We start from the raw sequence: 14,876 nt of genomic DNA on the forward strand, positions 1-14,876 counted from the left end.
AACGGATCAGCGGCCGGTAACGGATCAGCGGCCGGTAACGGATCAGCGGCCGGTAACGGATCAGCGGCCGGTAACGGATCAGCGGCCGGTAACGGCTCAGCCCAGGTCCAGTGGCGTGGGCACATACCTGGTCGTCGGGCGTCCGGGAGTGAGGACGAGCTCGGTTCCCGGCTCACCGGTCCGCAGCAGCTCGACGACGGCGGCGGCCACGTCGTCGGCGGTGAGCATGGGGACGCCCGCGGCGCGGAACTGATCGCGCGCGGGGGCCGTCAGCGGAGTGTCGACAAGACCGGGGCAGACGGCGCCGAACCGGATGTTCTCCCGGGACAGCGGTCCGGACAGCGCCCGGACCAGGCCGATCACCGCGTGCTTGGTCATCGTGTAGATGGGGTCCTGCTCGACGCCCCGCAGCGCCGCGTGGGAGGCGGTCACGACGATCGAACCGCAGCCGCGGGCGCGCATCGCCGGTAGCGCGCCGCGAAGCCCGTAGACCACCGAATGCTGGTTGACGCCGACCACGGCCTGGTAGCGGTCCAGGTCGAGGGTGGCCGGGTCCTTGTCGACACAGTTGTGCCCGGCGTTGAGCACCAGCAGGTCCAGCCGGTCACCGGCGGCGGCGACCATCCGCAGCGACAGGTCGGGGTCGGTCAGGTCTCCCACCACCGCCGCACCGCCTATGGACGCGGCGACGTCGGAAACCGCCGGGTTGCGGTCGACGAGCACACAGTGCACGCCCGAGGCGGCCAGCCGGCGGGCGACGGCCTCCCCGATACCGCCCGCGGCACCCGTGATGATCGCGACCTCGCCCATGCGCCCCACTCCATCCGGTCCGGCCATGCCCCTGATCCAGTCAACTGTTTACCTGCACTGGAGTCGGCGGCTCAACCGGTCGGCGAGGCGGTCGAGCGGTTTGGCTACGGCTTGCGAGCGATCGCGCCGTACATGTAGACCTGCGTGTCGGCGAGGGCGGCCGACTCGGTGTCGGGATGCCAGCGGTGGACGAGGACGACACCCGGGTCCAGGATTTCCAGTCCGCGGAAAAGTCCTTCGACGGCCTTCCGGTCCCGCGCGATGTTCGGGATGCCGTTGGACCGGTAGGCGGCGACGCCGGCCTCCACCTCCTCGGGGGAGTAGTCCCCCGTGACGGTGGAAAGGGCGAGGATGCTGCCCGCGGGCAGCGGGGCCATCAGCTGGTCGATGACGCCCCGCACGACGTCGTCGTCGGGGAAGAACTGCACGATCGCGAGCAGGCTGACCGCCACCGGCTGGCTGAGGTCGAAGGTCGAGGTGAACTGCGCGGACGTCAGCACGTTCTGCGGTTCGGCGAAGTCGGCGTCGAGGTAGGCGGTGCGGCCTTCGGGGGTRCTGGTGAGCAGGGCCCGGGCGTGCACCAGGACGATCGGGTCGTTGTCGACGTAGAGGACCCGTGACTCGGGGGCGACCTTCTGGACGACCTCGTGCAGGTTCGGAGTGGTCGGCAGCCCGGTGCCGATGTCGAGGAACTGCCGAATTCCGTAGTCGGCGGCGAGAACGTGGGCCATCCGGGCCAGGAACTGCCGGTTAGCCCGCATGGACGAGGGCAGGTTCGGCAGGCTTTTGACGATTCCTGTGGCCGCGGCCCGGTCGGCGGGGAAATTGTCCTTGCCGCCGAGGATGTAGTCGTAGACCCGCGCCGAGTGCGGGATGTCCGTTTTCAGGTCGACATTCGGCGGGGTCCAGCCCGGTGCCGCGGCGCTGCCACCCCAGCTGACGTCGTGCTGGTCGGTCACGGCTACCCCTGTCTCCGATATCACCCGTCGTGGACGGCGGTTGACCTATCGCCAGCCACTCTGCCATCACCCGGCCAGGTCCAGTCGGATGGGGTGGGACATCTTGGGTCACCGTAGTGGAACGGAGCCCTGCCGGGATATGAACAGGGATAACGTCCCCGTTCACGCATATCTGCTCGCGTGAACGGGGACGGCGGGACTCAAACCGATATCAACGCGTCAAATGATTGTGGCGTCAAACAGATCGCCGAGCCGTCAGCCGTGAAGCGGTCAGCCGCCGAGCCGTCAGCGGCCGAGCCGTCAGCGGCCGAGCCTTCAGCCGCAGAGCCCTCGGCCGTGGAGGGGCTGGGTCACGGCTTGCGGGCGATCGCGCCGTACATGTAGACCTGGCTGTCGGCGAGGGCGGCCGACTCGGCGTCGGGATGCCAGCGGTGAACGAGCACGACACCCGGGTCGAGGATTTCCAGGCCGCGGAAGAAGCCTTCGACGGTGCTCCTGTCCCGCGCGGCCATCGGAATACCACTGGCGCCGTATGCGGCGACGCCGGCGGCTATCTCCTCGGGGGCGGAGTCGGCCGTGACGGTGGAAAGCGCCAGGAGGCTCCCCGCGGGAAGGGGAGCCATCAGCTGGTCGATGACGTCCTGCACGATCGCGTCGTCGGGGACGAACTGCAGGATCGCGATCAGGCTGACCGCGACGGGCTGGTCGAGGTCAAAGGTCGAAGCTAGCTGCTCCGATTTCAGGATGCTCCGGGGATCGGTGAAGTCGGCGTCGAGGTAGGCGGTGCGGCCTTCGCGGGTGCTGGTGAGCAGGGCCCGGGCGTGCACCAGGACGATGGGGTCGTTGTCGACGTAGACGATCCGCGCGTCGGGGGCGACCTTCTGGACGACCTCGTGCAGGTTCGGCTCGGTCGGGAGCCCGGTGCCGATGTCGAGGAACTGCCGGATGCCGTGCTCGGCGGCCACAACATGGGCCATCCGGGCCATGAAGTTCCGGTTCGCCCGCATGGATGTCGGCAGGTTGGGCATGCTCCGAGTGAAATCTCCGGCCGCGGCCCGATCTGCCGGGAAGTTGTCCTTCCCGCCGAGGATGTAGTCGTAGACCCGCGCCGAGTGGGGGACGTCGGTCTTCAGGTTGACGTTCGGCGGAGTCCACCCCGGTGCCAGCGAGGTACCACCCCAGTCGGCATCGTCGCGGTCAGTCACGACTACCCCCACCTCTGATATCAGCCGCCCTCGACGGTGGCGTTTGCTTGCTAGCACTTTCCCACCACCCCGTCGCGGCAATCGGACAGGGTAGGACATTCGGACCACTTTGGCTGACGCGAACATACCTGTGAAGAGGCCGGCGCAGGCCCCGATCCGCCCGCGCGCCTTGGTCTTCTCCCAGGTAGCGGGCGTGCGGAGGGTTGGGTGGGACGCGGCAAGGCGGCTCGGCGCCGGTTCCCCGGGGTATTTCGACGAGGAGCGACAGGGTCTTTGGTCCTGTAGGTGGCGTCGGGAAGTTCACTGCAGTGCGCAGCCCGGTGGGGCCGGCCTTACCGGCGACCAACAGGGCGACCAGCCGGCCCGGCGTTGTGCGGCCGGCATCACGCGACCCCGGCCCGCGTCATCCCGTCGGCCCCGCCTACCGGCTTACCTACCGGCCCGGCCGCCCCAGACAAGGCCGCAGAGAAGGCCCAGGACAAGGGTCGCCAGGGCCACCACCAACGCAAGCAGCGACTCCGCGCCGGCTGCCGGCCACGCCCAGCTCCTGGCCTGCCCGTTGACCTGTGCGCCCAGCGAACTGGTGACGACCGCCACGGTAACCGGGAACAGGGACGAGGCCTGGGCGCCGACGATCGCCACACCGACCAGCGAAAGACCTATGTACCCGGCCATGTTGCGGCCCGCGGCGAACCCCTGGTCATTGAGCCCCGTCACCTGGAGCAGGGTTCCCGCCAGCATCCCGATGGCCGCGGTCATCACCATCACCGCGCAGTCGAGCCACCGCGTGGGCTGTGTACCGGTCAGCTCGAGGCCGTCGCGTCTGGACAGGCAGTAGGAGGCCACGCTCGACGGGGCCAGCGGGAGCAGGAGCATGACGGGGAGCCGCAGGCTGGAACCGCCGAGGAGGCTCGGGACCGGAAAGGCCGCGTCACCCACCAGGAGTACGGCGACGAGCGTGCCCACCACGACGGAGAAGTGCATCGTGTAACCACGGTTCCGCCACCACCAGATCACGCGTACCCGCCGGTTGTGACTGAACGGGCCCCGAGATCGGAGCGTCCGCGCCTCGTGGGGTCAGGTGCCATCGGTGCCCCCGAGCGGTCGGCAGTTCCGTACGAGTGCAAGTGTCCGTTCGTATTCTTCCCGTTGGTGGGAGATAGGGTTTCCTGTCCGTTCGTGGAGATATGTCAGAACGTCCACCGGGTAGGCATTCGCGACGTACTGCTCCGGAACGCCCACCTGGAGCGCCAGCCACGCCTGCAGGTAGGGCACCGCGAGCGATGACGATGCCGTCCGCATGCTTTCCCAGGGCGGCAGCTGACGGGGTGGGCGACCCGGCTCGCATTCCGGCGGACGGGGAACCACCGCGCGAGCGAGCGCCAGTCGGACCTCGGCCGCGTCCGCGTCGCTGGGCAGGTAGAAGAACCAGTCCGCGGTGGATGCCTCGGAGGCGGTCCCCGGGACGTCCAGGCCGATCGCCTGCAGGCGGGAGCGGACAACCTGAGCCTGCGTGGCGGCCTCCGAGAGCAGGTTCGCGTGCTCCGGCCAGACGCACACCAGCGGACTGGAACCGGCACATCGCAGGTCACCGGGATCGCGTTCGCTCTGGGGCGAATCCCCCATGGATCTGGCGGTGAGGCAGGCGGCCGTGACCGCGACCGCGGACACGGCCAGGCCGGGAAGCAGCATCCAGCGTGGATGCCTGGTCTCCCGCACCAGCAGGATCAGGACCAGGACAGCCCCCGCCGCGAGTGCGGCCGGGGCGAAGAAGACGCCGGCCGACGGCTGCGCGGCCAGCATGCAGCAGTCCTCCGGCATCCCGTTGAGGTGGCGCAACCAGGGTGGACTGACCGTCACGGGGTATGTGATCAGGATCCAGCCGAGCACAGCGACCGCCGGCGCGGCGATGACCCCTGGAAGGAACCACCCGAAGATCAGCCCGGCCGCGGTCATCCCCGTCACCACGGCGACCGCGGCGGCGGCGATGACAGGACTGGGATGACCGGTCACGGCGTCGAGCTCGAAGCCGACCGCGAGGTAGGAAAGCAGCAGACCGAGAAGCCCCGCCGCGGCGATGGGGCTGACCAGCCGAAGCAGAACATGGAAGACACTGCGTGCGGGAGCCAGCCGAAGCGCGCCAGACCTCCTGAGGCGACCGGCCTCCCAGGCCGCGGCTGCCGCGCACACGGGCGCCACGAACGGAAGCGCATAGGACGCCTTGGCGGAGCCGGTTACCCAGTACCCGTCTCCGAGCTGCATCGTCACGAAGGCGGAGGTCTCGTAGAGGAGAACCATCGGAACGATGAAGAAGGGAGCTTTCAGCGCCGCATGGGATCTCAGGTACCAGGTCCATCGTGAGCTCAGGCGCGAACGCACCGCATAGCCGAGCCGAAGTCGACGGGCCATCAGCTTTCCGAGACCAGATGGGTGTACGCGAGGGCGGCCTGGCGTCCTACCGGGGCATCCGGGCTGTCGGCCAGAGCGAGGTAGTCGGCCACGGAGCCGGAGAACCGCACCTCACCGTGGTCCAGGACGACGACGTTGTCGAAACTCTCGAGGAGATCCTCGGTCTGATGGGTCGACACCACGACCGTGGCCGATTCGGCCAGATCCGACACGAGCTGAGTGAAGACCTGCCGCTGAGCGGGGTCCAGACCCGCCGTCGGCTCGTCCATGAGCACGATCTTCGCTCGGTGGACCACTGCCTGGGCGATACCCACCCGTCTGAGCTGCCCGCCGGACAGGGCCCTGGCCAGTTCGTTCTCCCGGTGGTCGAGGCCGACCTGGGAGAGCGCGTTCTTCGCCTCTCGCCAGGACTCCGACTTCGACATGCCTTTGAGCCAGCCGACGTAGGCGACCTGCTCACGAATCGTCAGACCGGCCATGGGCCTGACGTGCTGCGGCATCCAGGCCATTTCGCGTCGGTACTGCCGGCGCCCGGACCCGTGTTGGATTGGACGCCCGTCGAAGGTGACACGGCCGGTGCGTGGCGCCAGCACCGTCGCGCCGACGGCGAGCAGGGTGGATTTTCCCGCGCCGTTCGGGCCCAGTAGTACCGTGCGCCCGGGCTGGAAGGCGCAGGTCAGGTTCCGAAAGACATCCCGCCCAGCACGATACGAGTAGGATATTTCGTCAAACACGAGAAACACAAACATCATCCATTTTTTCGGAGCGGGCGGGAGGGCGGGTGCCGTGCCCCGCGGGGCACGGCACCCAGCAGCTCCGATGTCTACCAGCTCACGCCGACAGTCTCGACGTCGAGAATTCTACCCGAATCCGAGCCGTTGATGGTCTTCAGCCTGAATCGGTAGTTTGTGGCGGCGGGGTCGGCCCAGTGGTAGTTGTCGCTGTCGTAGCAGTTCAGCACGACGGTGCTGCCCTCGCCGTCCGGCAGATAGGGGCGCGCCCAGCGGAGCGCGATTCCGGCATCCGCGCCTCCGGTGCTGTTGTTGTTGACCCGGCAGCCCTTGAACGTCACGATCGTGTCGTCGTTGGTCGAGTTGTTGTCCTGCCACCAGCGTGACTCGAAGCCGGTCACGGCGTCATCGATGTACGAGCTGAAGGTGCCCTCGTACGCATATGCCGGTAGTCCCATCCCCATGATGGCGACGGGAACACCGGCGACCACGGCCGCGGACCTTCTCATTTCGACCAGCTCTCTTTCGTCGTTGGTTCGGTTTTTCTGGTTCCCGGGCCCGGCGTCGCCGCTCTGGTTCGAATGGGTGAACGTCTCTGGGGGCGCAAAGAGGATCCGTGAATCCGTCGGCCTCGAAGAGGCATGGTGGTCACCTGGGAGATGGCCTGCTCGGTGGAGCTGACGGCCACCCCGGCACGGCGGGTGTCAGGGGCGATCCGAGCCGCGGTCGGCGTCGACCTGTCCCGAAATCCGCGGCCCGAAGGTCAACRGCCCCGACGCCGCTCTTCGCCGGCTCGGCCAGACCGCGATTATGTACTCGTCCCAGTAGCGCCCGTCGTAGTAGATCGCCTCCCGGAGGCAGCCCTCGACGTCGTACCACTTGCCGCGGCCGCTGGCGATCTGGGCGAAGTTGTATTCGGGAAGCTCCGCGTAGAGCTTTCTCGGGCCGTAAACCTGGAAGACGTGGTCGATGAACAGGTTGACCGCCTCCATCGGAAGCCCCCGCGCTATGGCTTCGGGCGTGAAGACAGCCGCAATGTATGCACTCCTGCGCCGTTGATCATAGTTGTAGCAGACAACATGGCCGATAGGTTCGGGTGTCGGCCACAGATATGCGACGAACTGCGTGAGAACGCCCTGCTGGATTCCGTGCTGGAACGCCTCGAAAGTTGGGACCGCACCACGGAACCGCCAGCGGTGACCCAGTTCCTCGCTGATGGYGAGTTGGTAGAGAAAGTGATGCGAATCAGGATTCACCGGGCCCAGGGCGATATTGTGCGTCCTGAGTCGGATGGGGCGCGGATTCAACGCCCCGGGCGCGTCGGCGTCGGCACCGGCGTCGCCTTCGTTCTTTGTCTTCGGCGATTCCTCTGGAATGCTCCCGAGTAGCTCGACGAGATCGCCGAAAGTTTGCGGATGGTTCTTGTCGAGCGCCTCCCGAGGGACACCGGCTGTGGTCAGCCAGTGCACCAGCTCCAGCCACTGCAGAGAATCAACCGCCAGGTCCTCGTGCAATTTTGCGCCGAAGGAGAAGGGCTCCCGAGGGACTCCGGTGAGGTCTGCCAGGAAATCCGCCAGACCCGCCTCAACCGCCTCCCGGGAGGGCGCTCCGGGGCCGCCTCGGGCCGATATGGTTTCGTTCGTCAAATGTCCGGACTCCAGCCCTGTCCTTGGTATGTCTCGAGCCAGGGCGACGTGAGGGAGCGGCCGGACCTCGGCAGCACCGGTTGTCTGCGCACCACAAACGCCCGCCGAGCCGCGTCCCTCTTTCTCGCATCGCCCCGCGGCGCGACACCAGCAGCCTCGATGGATTTCGGTGAAATCTGTGTTCTCCGACTTTCGGCATGCTAGTCGGGCTATTTATGGCGAGCAAGGCTTCGGCGCGGGCGGAATCGCCGAACGTCAGGCGGGAGCCGGAGCGGCTGAAGCGATTTCCTTACCAAGAGTAACGGGCGGATTCTGTGTACCGAGCGTCTCTGGCCCCGCACCGAGGGGAGTGATGCACGTTGGGGGGTCGACCCGCTGTCGGGGGACGAATCGCGATGCCGCGAGCTCCGTACACAGAGCGTGTTGAAATGCGTGAGTGAGAGGCTGGGATGGCCGCGCGCCATGTGAGGCATATCACCTGATGATCCGAGGCTGCCCGCCTGCCAGCCGTCCGTCGCGGGCTGGGGCGGCTCCGCCGAACGTGCGCGGGCCTGAGGCGAAATCCGGGCTTGGGACGGCGGAATCCGGACCGAGCGCCAAGCACGGAACGCCGGCCACGTGGAGGCGTGGCCGGCGCTCAGTCGGCTGCGGGGGCGCCGCCCGTCACCTGCCCGGGTGGCGCCCCGCCGTCGCTTCCTGGAACAGGTCCGGCTCGGTGGAATCAGACCAGGTCGTAGCGGTCGAGGTTCGACACCTTGACCCAGGCGGCGACGAAGTCGTGCACGAACTTCTCCTTCGCGTCGTCGCTCGCGTAGACCTCCGCGAGTGCACGCAGCTCGGAGTTCGACCCGAAGACCAGGTCGACGCGGCTGGCCGTCCAGCGGACCGCACCGGTGGCGTCGTCGCGGCCCTCGTACAGGCCGGCCTCGTCCGCCTTCGGCGCCCAGGTCGTCCCCAGGTCGAGGAGGTTGACGAAGAAGTCGTTCGTCAGTGACCCGGGGGCGGTGGTGAGGACGCCGAGCTGCGACGGCCCGTAGTTCGCACCGAGCACCCGCAGGCCTCCGACCAGCACCGTCAGCTCGGGCGCGCTCAGGGTCAGCAGGTTCGCCCGGTCGACGAGCAGGAACTCCGCCGGCAGGCGGCTGGCCTTGCCCAGGTAGTTGCGGAACCCGTCCGCCTTCGGCTCGAGCGGGACGAACGACTCGACGTCGGTCTGCTCCTCGGTCGCGTCGGTGCGTCCCGGGGTGAACGGCACCTCCACCTCGACACCGGCGGCGCGGGCGGCGGCCTCGACCGCGGCGGCGCCGGCCAGCACGATCAGGTCGGCCAGCGAGACTTTCTTCCCGCCGGTCTGGGCGGCGTTGAAGCCCTCCTGGATCTCCGTCAGCGTGCGCAGCGCCGTGGCCAGTTCGTCGGGCTCGTTCACCTCCCAGCCGCGCTGCGGCTCCAGCCGGATGCGGGCACCGTTCGCGCCGCCGCGCTTGTCCCCGCCGCGGAACGTCGACGCGGATGCCCACGCCACCGCGACCAGCCGCGACACCGGCAGCCCCGAGGCGAGGACCTGCGCCTTGAGGCTGGCGACGTCCGCCGCGTCGACCAGCTCGTGGTCCACCGCGGGCACCGGGTCCTGCCAGATCAGCCGCTCGGCCGGGACCTCCGGGCCGAGGTAGCGCTGGATCGGGCCCATGTCACGGTGGGTCAGCTTGAACCAGGCCCGGGCGAAGGCGTCGGTGAGCTCCTCGGGGTGCTCCAGGAAGCGCCGTGAGATCGGCTCGTAGATCGGGTCGAAACGCAGCGCCAGGTCCGTCGTCAGCAGCGTGGGAGCATGCCGGCGGGACGGATCGTGCGCGTCGGCGACCGTACCGGCGCCGGCACCGTCCTTCGGCTTCCACTGGTTCGCCCCGGCCGGGCTCTTCGTCAGCTCCCACTCGTAGCCGAAGAGGATCTCGAAGAACCTGTTGTCCCAGGTGGTCGGGGTGTCGGTGAAGATACCCTCAAGACCACTGGTGATCGTGTCGCCACCCTTGCCGGTGCCGAAGCTGTTCTTCCAGCCGAGGCCCTGCTCCTCCAGCGGGGCGCCTTCGGGCTCCGGACCGACGTACTCGTCCGGGTTCGCTGCCCCGTGCGTCTTGCCGAAGGCGTGCCCGCCGGCGATCAGCGCGACCGTCTCGACATCGTTCATCGCCATCCGGCGGAACGTCTCGCGGATGTCGCGGGCCGCGGCGAGCGGGTCCGGGTTGCCGTTCGGGCCTTCCGGGTTGACGTAGATCAGCCCCATCTGCACCGCGCCGAGCGGCTCCTCGAGCTCCCGGTCACCGGTGTAGCGCTCGTCGCCGAGCCAGGTCTGCTCCGGGCCCCAGTAGACGTCCTCGTCGGGTTCCCAGACGTCGGGACGGCCGCCGGCGAAACCGAACGTGGGCAGGCCCATCGATTCCAGCGCGACATTACCGGTGAGAATCATCAGGTCGGCCCAGGACAGTGCCTGGCCGTACTTCTTCTTGACCGGCCAGAGCAGGCGGCGGGCCTTGTCCAGGTTCCCGTTGTCCGGCCAGCTGTTGAGCGGCGCGAAACGCTGCTGGCCGGCCCCGGCACCGCCACGGCCGTCACTGATGCGGTAGGTGYCGGCGCTGTGCCAGGCCATCCGGACCATGAACGGGCCGTAGTGCCCGAAGTCCGCCGGCCACCATTCCTGGGATGTCGTCAGCACCTCGGCGATGTCCCGCTTCACGGCGGCGAGGTCGAGGGTGTTGAAGGCGGCCGCGTAGTCGAAATCCGAGCTGAGCGGGTTCGCCACGGCCGGATTCTTGGCGAGGATCTTCAGGTTGAGCTGCTGCGGCCACCAGCCGCGGTTGCCGCCCCCCTGGGTGGGGTGCGGGGCGCGGCCATGCGCCACCGGGCAGCCTCCGGCCGCGTTGCTTTCCGTGTTGGTGGGAAAGACTTCCTTTTCCTGGTTCTCGGACATGCAACCCTCCGGGCAGGGATCTCATCAGGGCAAACTGGGTCACGAATCGCACACTGAGAGTGACGGTTTGATCGATGGCTGATGGAACGGTGGTGGATCGCGACGCGATCGGGTCTTCAGCTGCTCGGGTGCTCGGCGACGGATGGATCGGGCAGTGGGGGATCAGAAACTTCCGGCGTCGGAACCGGAACAGGCGGGGCAGCGGCCCCAGTAGACGACCTCGGCCTCGTCGATCGAGAACCCGTTGTCGTCGGAGGCGGTGAGGCACGGTGCCTCGCCCACGGCGCAGTCGACATCCGAGATGGCACCGCAGGATCTGCAGACGACGTGGTGGTGGTTGTCTCCGACTCGCGACTCGTACCGGGCCACCGAGCCGGCCGGCTGGATGCGCCGCACCAGGCCCGCGTTCGTGAGTACCCGCAGCGAGTCGTAGACGGCCTGGTGGGAGGCGTCGGGGAGCTCCGCGCGCACCGCCCCGATGATCGAATCGGTGTCAGCGTGCGGATGTGCGTGGACCGCGCCGAGCACGGCCACCCGCGGACGGGTGACGCGCAGGGCGGCCCCCCTCAGCATCTGCTGGAAGTCCGCGGACGTCGTCATGCGCACTACGGTGCGCCCTTTTCCTGAACGAGTCAAGAAAACTGTTCAAGATCTTTTTGAGGGTGGGGTGCGGCGGCACTCCCGGGCCGGGTGCGGGCGGCCGGGTCGAGAGAGATCGGGCGGGGCTGGGTCGGGAACGACAAAGCCGCGGCCGGAAGGGATCCGGCCGCGGCTTCGGCGAAGCTGGGTGATCGACCACGGCTCGCCCGCGTTGACCGACTACAGCTTGCGGGCGACTACAGCTTGCGGGCGACTACGGCTTGCGGGCGACGCCGCCGTACATGTAGACGTGGCTGTCCTCGATGGCGGCCGACTCGGCGTCGGGGTGCCAGCGGTGGACGAGGACGATGCCCGGGTCGAGCAGCTCCAGGCCGTCGAAGAAGGCCTCGACGGCCTTCAGGTCACGCGAGACCATCGGGATCCCGCTGGCCCGGTAGGCGGCGGTGCCGTCCGCCACCTCCTCGGGGGCGAAGTCCGCCGTCACGGTGGAGATCGCCAGGACGCTGCCCGGGGCGAGCGGCGCCAGGAGCTCGCTGATGACGTTCTTCACGATCGCGTCATCCGGGATGAACTGGACGACCGCCAGCAGGCTGACCGCCACCGGCTTGCTCAGGTCAAGGGTCTCCTGCAGCTGGGCGGACTGCAGGATCTCCTGCGGCCGGCTCAGGTCGGCGTCGAGGTAGGCGGTGCTGCCCTCGGCAGTGCTGGTGAGCAGCGGCCGGGCGTGCAGCAGAACGATGGGGTCGCGGTCGACGTAGACGACCCGCGACTCGGGCGCGACCCGCTGGGCGACCTCGTGCAGGTTCGGGGAGGTCGGCAGCCCGGAACCGATGTCGAGGAACTGCCGAATGCCGTGCTCCGCCGCCAGGTTGTGCGCCACCCGGGCCATGAAGTTACGGTTCGCCCGCATGGACGTCGGCAGGTTCGGCAAATGCCTGGAAAATTCTGCGGCTGCCGCGCGGTCGGCCGGGAAATTCTCCGTCCCGCCGAGGATGTAGTCGTAGACCCGGGCCGGGTGCGGCACATCGGTTTTCAGGTCGACGTCCAGTGGCGTTCCGTCGGCGGTGATGACGGAAGTGCCGCCGTCGTTGGGCTCGGCCTCAGTGGTCACGAATTCCCCCGTAGTGGGCGCGAATATTCCTCCGGCGCCTGCGTACGGGTGGGTCACATCTGCCGAACGCGGCACTGGCGCTGCCGGCGGACAATGCCGACGTTGCGGGTAGAACCCTACCGTTCCGCTGATGGGGTGGGCGCTGTTTTGTCAGAAGGGAGCAAATGGAGTTCCGGCCCACCCGGACCCGGTGGACGGCTGCCGGCCGTCGCGGCAAACGTGGCCACTGGTTGCTTCTGGAGGCAAACCGGTGCCGTGGAGCCGCCACACGACGGCGCGATCCGCGCGATCTGCACGAAATGTCTAGTCAAGTGGGCCTATTGCCCTCTTGTTCGCATCGTGTATGCGTGCACCGGTGCGGTGAACCCACGTTCTCGGCCCGAGACCACTACCTGCCAGGCCGGCTTGCCTCTGCCCGACTATCTGGCTGGCCCGGCGGTTCTGAGCCCATCCAGCAGGAGGTCGAGCAGGCGCCCGACCTGGGCACGGTCGCCGCGATCCGCGGTCGCCAAGGTCACGCCGCTGATGCCGAGCAGGAGATCGTCGGCGGTGACGTCCGCGCGCAGCATGCCCGCCGACACCCCGGCGGCCAGCAGCATCGCCACCGCGTCGGTCAGCCGCCGGCGGCTGTTCGCGAACGGGTCGCCGCCGGCGGCGACCAGGGCGCGAAGCGCCCCGCCCATCCCGCGCTTCGTCGCCATGTAGTCGACGAACCGGTCCATCCACTCGCGCAGCGCCTGATCCGGTGGCAGGTCGCGGACCAGCCCGTCGACCGAATCGCACAGCCGGTCGAGCTCACCGCGGTAGGCGGCGTCGACGAGCGCCTCCCGGGTGGGGAAATGGCGGTACAGCGTCCCGATGCCGACGCCGGCCTCCTTGGCGATCGCGGCGAGCGTGACCTCGGAGCCGTCCTCCTCCTGCGGCAGCAGGCGGACCGCCGCGTCGAGCAGTCGCTGCCGGTTGCGCTGGGCATCCACACGCAGGGGGCGGGCGGATGGCATCAGCTCTCGACCTCCTGGCCGGCCGGGCTGGCCGGCCGGGAAATTTTCCGGAGCCCCCTCCGGTTCCTGTCGAATGGAACGGAGGAGACTCCGGATAAGCGTACCGAGGAGAACCTGATCATGACTGATCGGATCACGACCCCGTTCGACGCCGAGTCGACCGCCGCCGAGGTGATCGCCGGTATCGACCTCACCGGCCGCCGTGCCATCGTGACCGGCGGCGCCTCCGGCATCGGCGTCGAGACCGCACGGGCACTCGCCACCGCCGGGGCCGAAGTCACCCTGGCCGTCCGTGACCTGGCCGCGGGCGAGCGCACCGCCGCCGACATCGCTGGCACGAGCGCGAGCGCGGTCACCGGTGCCGGCGAGGGCGCGGATGCCGGCACGGCCGCGGGGCGGGTGCTGGTCGAGGCGCTCGACCTCGCCGACCAGGCCTCGGTGGCCGCGTTCGTGCGCCGCTGGGACGGCCCGCTGGACATCCTCGTCAACAACGCCGGCGTCATGGCCTCGCCGCTGACGCGCACCCCCGAAGGCTGGGAGCTGCAGTTCGCCACCAACCACCTCGGCCACTTCGCGCTGACCGTCGGCCTGCACGATGCCCTGGCCGCCGCGGCCGCGGCCGCGGGCGGCGACGGCGGTACGGCCGGCGGTGGTGCGCGCGTCGTCTCGGTGAGCTCCAGCGCCCATCACCGCTCCCCGGTGGTCTTCGACGACATCCACTTCGACCGCCGCCCCTATGACCCGTGGGGGGCCTACGGCCAGTCGAAGACGGCCAACGTGCTGTTCGCCGTCGAGGCCAGCCGCCGCTGGGCGGCCGACGGCATCACCGTGAACGCCCTGATGCCCGGCGGCATCCGCACCAACCTGCAGCGATACGTCTCCGACGAGGATCTCGCCCGGCTGCGTGCCGCCGCGGGAGGCGCCGACCTGAAATGGAAGACCACCGAGCAGGGTGCCGCGACCTCGGTGCTGGTCGCGACGTCGCCGCTGCTCGCCGGAATCGGCGGGCGCTACTTCGAGGACTGCAACGAGGCCCAGGTCGGCGTGCTCGGAGCACGCAACGGGGTAGCCGCCTACGCCCTGGACCCGGACGCCGCCGCCCAGCTCTGGGACGTCTCGGAGCGCACCCTCGGCCTCGGCGTGCCAGCCGCCAGCTGATCCCGCCTCGCCGCTGCCCACTCGGTTCCGGGTTGTCGGCCACGTGGCGTGACGGATGGCCGATGCCGCGGATCGGCCGTCCGCCGGCGTCCCTGCCGGGGCGTTCGTGGTCCTGGGCTTTCTGGCCGCCGGCCTTGTCGACGCATGTGCGCATAATCCGGGCCGACAGATACCTTACACATGGTTACAGATGCTTACCGTGAGCAACAATTTACATGGGTTAACATTCCGGACACATCCAGCTGGCCCTTCTGTCCGTAGACAACGGGCATGGCTCGTAAGCA

General features: G+C 68.7%; 13 protein-coding genes. 1 reads left to right on the forward strand and 12 read right to left on the reverse strand.

What is annotated here, in order from left to right:
• Nucleotides 1-96: 96 nt before the first annotated feature.
• The 12 genes from CcI49_RS10500 to CcI49_RS10555 form a co-directional block, all read right to left on the reverse strand.
• Nucleotides 97-810 carry an SDR family oxidoreductase gene (locus CcI49_RS10500; RefSeq protein ID WP_076826039.1) on the reverse strand — a complete coding sequence of 238 codons (714 nt, stop codon included), beginning with the start codon at nucleotides 808-810 and terminating at the stop codon, nucleotides 97-99.
• A 104-nt stretch (nucleotides 811-914) separates the two neighbouring features.
• Nucleotides 915-1,769 (reverse strand): SAM-dependent methyltransferase, encoded by an 855-nt coding sequence (locus CcI49_RS10505; protein WP_076826041.1) that lies wholly within the window; start codon nucleotides 1,767-1,769, stop codon nucleotides 915-917.
• 350 nt (nucleotides 1,770-2,119) lie between these two features.
• The gene (locus CcI49_RS10510; protein WP_054570947.1) at nucleotides 2,120-2,974 is read right to left on the reverse strand and encodes an SAM-dependent methyltransferase; all 855 of its coding nucleotides are present in this window, start codon (nucleotides 2,972-2,974) and stop codon (nucleotides 2,120-2,122) included.
• 429 nt (nucleotides 2,975-3,403) lie between these two features.
• A complete protein-coding gene (locus CcI49_RS10515; protein ID WP_131831054.1) occupies nucleotides 3,404-3,958 on the reverse strand; it encodes a hypothetical protein in 555 nt (184 codons plus the stop codon).
• A 93-nt stretch (nucleotides 3,959-4,051) separates the two neighbouring features.
• Nucleotides 4,052-5,383, reverse strand: coding sequence for a hypothetical protein (locus tag CcI49_RS10520; protein ID WP_131831055.1), 1,332 nt, complete (start codon nucleotides 5,381-5,383; stop codon nucleotides 4,052-4,054).
• Nucleotides 5,383-6,117 carry an ATP-binding cassette domain-containing protein gene (locus CcI49_RS10525; protein ID WP_198955496.1) on the reverse strand — a complete coding sequence of 245 codons (735 nt, stop codon included), beginning with the start codon at nucleotides 6,115-6,117 and terminating at the stop codon, nucleotides 5,383-5,385. Before CcI49_RS10525 ends, CcI49_RS10520 begins: the two co-directional genes overlap by 1 nt.
• Nucleotides 6,118-6,206: 89 nt before the next feature.
• Entirely contained in the window at nucleotides 6,207-6,623 is a 417-nt protein-coding gene (locus CcI49_RS10530) for a hypothetical protein (RefSeq protein WP_131831056.1), read from the reverse strand.
• A 195-nt stretch (nucleotides 6,624-6,818) separates the two neighbouring features.
• Nucleotides 6,819-7,760: a GNAT family protein gene (locus CcI49_RS10535; RefSeq protein ID WP_131831057.1), complete on the reverse strand. Its 942-nt coding sequence runs from the start codon at nucleotides 7,758-7,760 to the stop codon at nucleotides 6,819-6,821.
• Nucleotides 7,761-8,481: 721 nt separating this feature from the next.
• Nucleotides 8,482-10,722: a catalase/peroxidase HPI gene (katG, locus tag CcI49_RS10540; RefSeq protein WP_076826048.1), complete on the reverse strand. Its 2,241-nt coding sequence runs from the start codon at nucleotides 10,720-10,722 to the stop codon at nucleotides 8,482-8,484.
• Nucleotides 10,723-10,884: 162 nt separating this feature from the next.
• Complete coding sequence (locus CcI49_RS10545; RefSeq protein ID WP_054570954.1) at nucleotides 10,885-11,322, reverse strand: Fur family transcriptional regulator; 438 nt, start codon at nucleotides 11,320-11,322, stop codon at nucleotides 10,885-10,887.
• A gap of 253 nt (nucleotides 11,323-11,575) precedes the next feature.
• A complete protein-coding gene (locus CcI49_RS10550; protein WP_083749421.1) occupies nucleotides 11,576-12,433 on the reverse strand; it encodes an SAM-dependent methyltransferase in 858 nt (285 codons plus the stop codon).
• A gap of 419 nt (nucleotides 12,434-12,852) precedes the next feature.
• The gene (locus CcI49_RS10555; RefSeq protein WP_076826050.1) at nucleotides 12,853-13,434 is read right to left on the reverse strand and encodes a TetR/AcrR family transcriptional regulator; all 582 of its coding nucleotides are present in this window, start codon (nucleotides 13,432-13,434) and stop codon (nucleotides 12,853-12,855) included.
• Between the two features lie 120 nt (nucleotides 13,435-13,554).
• Between CcI49_RS10555 and CcI49_RS10560 the strand changes: the two genes are divergently transcribed.
• A complete protein-coding gene (locus CcI49_RS10560) occupies nucleotides 13,555-14,592 on the forward strand; it encodes an SDR family NAD(P)-dependent oxidoreductase (protein ID WP_076826052.1) in 1,038 nt (345 codons plus the stop codon).
• Nucleotides 14,593-14,876 lie beyond the last annotated feature (284 nt).

It is taken from the genome of Frankia sp. CcI49, from assembly GCF_001983215.1.
In the GTDB taxonomy this organism is placed as follows: domain Bacteria; phylum Actinomycetota; class Actinomycetes; order Frankiales; family Frankiaceae; genus Parafrankia; species Parafrankia irregularis.

Bases quoted from the DNA above. Each gene is read 5' to 3' on its own strand.
- CcI49_RS10500 (WP_076826039.1), bottom strand. From the start codon at position 810: ATGGGCGAGGTCGCGATCATCACGGGTGCCGCGGGCGGTATCGGGGAG.
- CcI49_RS10515 (WP_131831054.1), bottom strand. From the start codon at position 3,958: ATGCACTTCTCCGTCGTGGTGGGCACGCTCGTCGCCGTACTCCTGGTG.
- CcI49_RS10520 (WP_131831055.1), bottom strand. From the start codon at position 5,383: ATGGCCCGTCGACTTCGGCTCGGCTATGCGGTGCGTTCGCGCCTGAGC.
- CcI49_RS10530 (WP_131831056.1), bottom strand. From the start codon at position 6,623: ATGAGAAGGTCCGCGGCCGTGGTCGCCGGTGTTCCCGTCGCCATCATG.
- CcI49_RS10545 (WP_054570954.1), bottom strand. From the start codon at position 11,322: ATGACGACGTCCGCGGACTTCCAGCAGATGCTGAGGGGGGCCGCCCTG.
- CcI49_RS10555 (WP_076826050.1), bottom strand. From the start codon at position 13,434: ATGCCATCCGCCCGCCCCCTGCGTGTGGATGCCCAGCGCAACCGGCAG.
- CcI49_RS10560 (WP_076826052.1), top strand. From the start codon at position 13,555: ATGACTGATCGGATCACGACCCCGTTCGACGCCGAGTCGACCGCCGCC.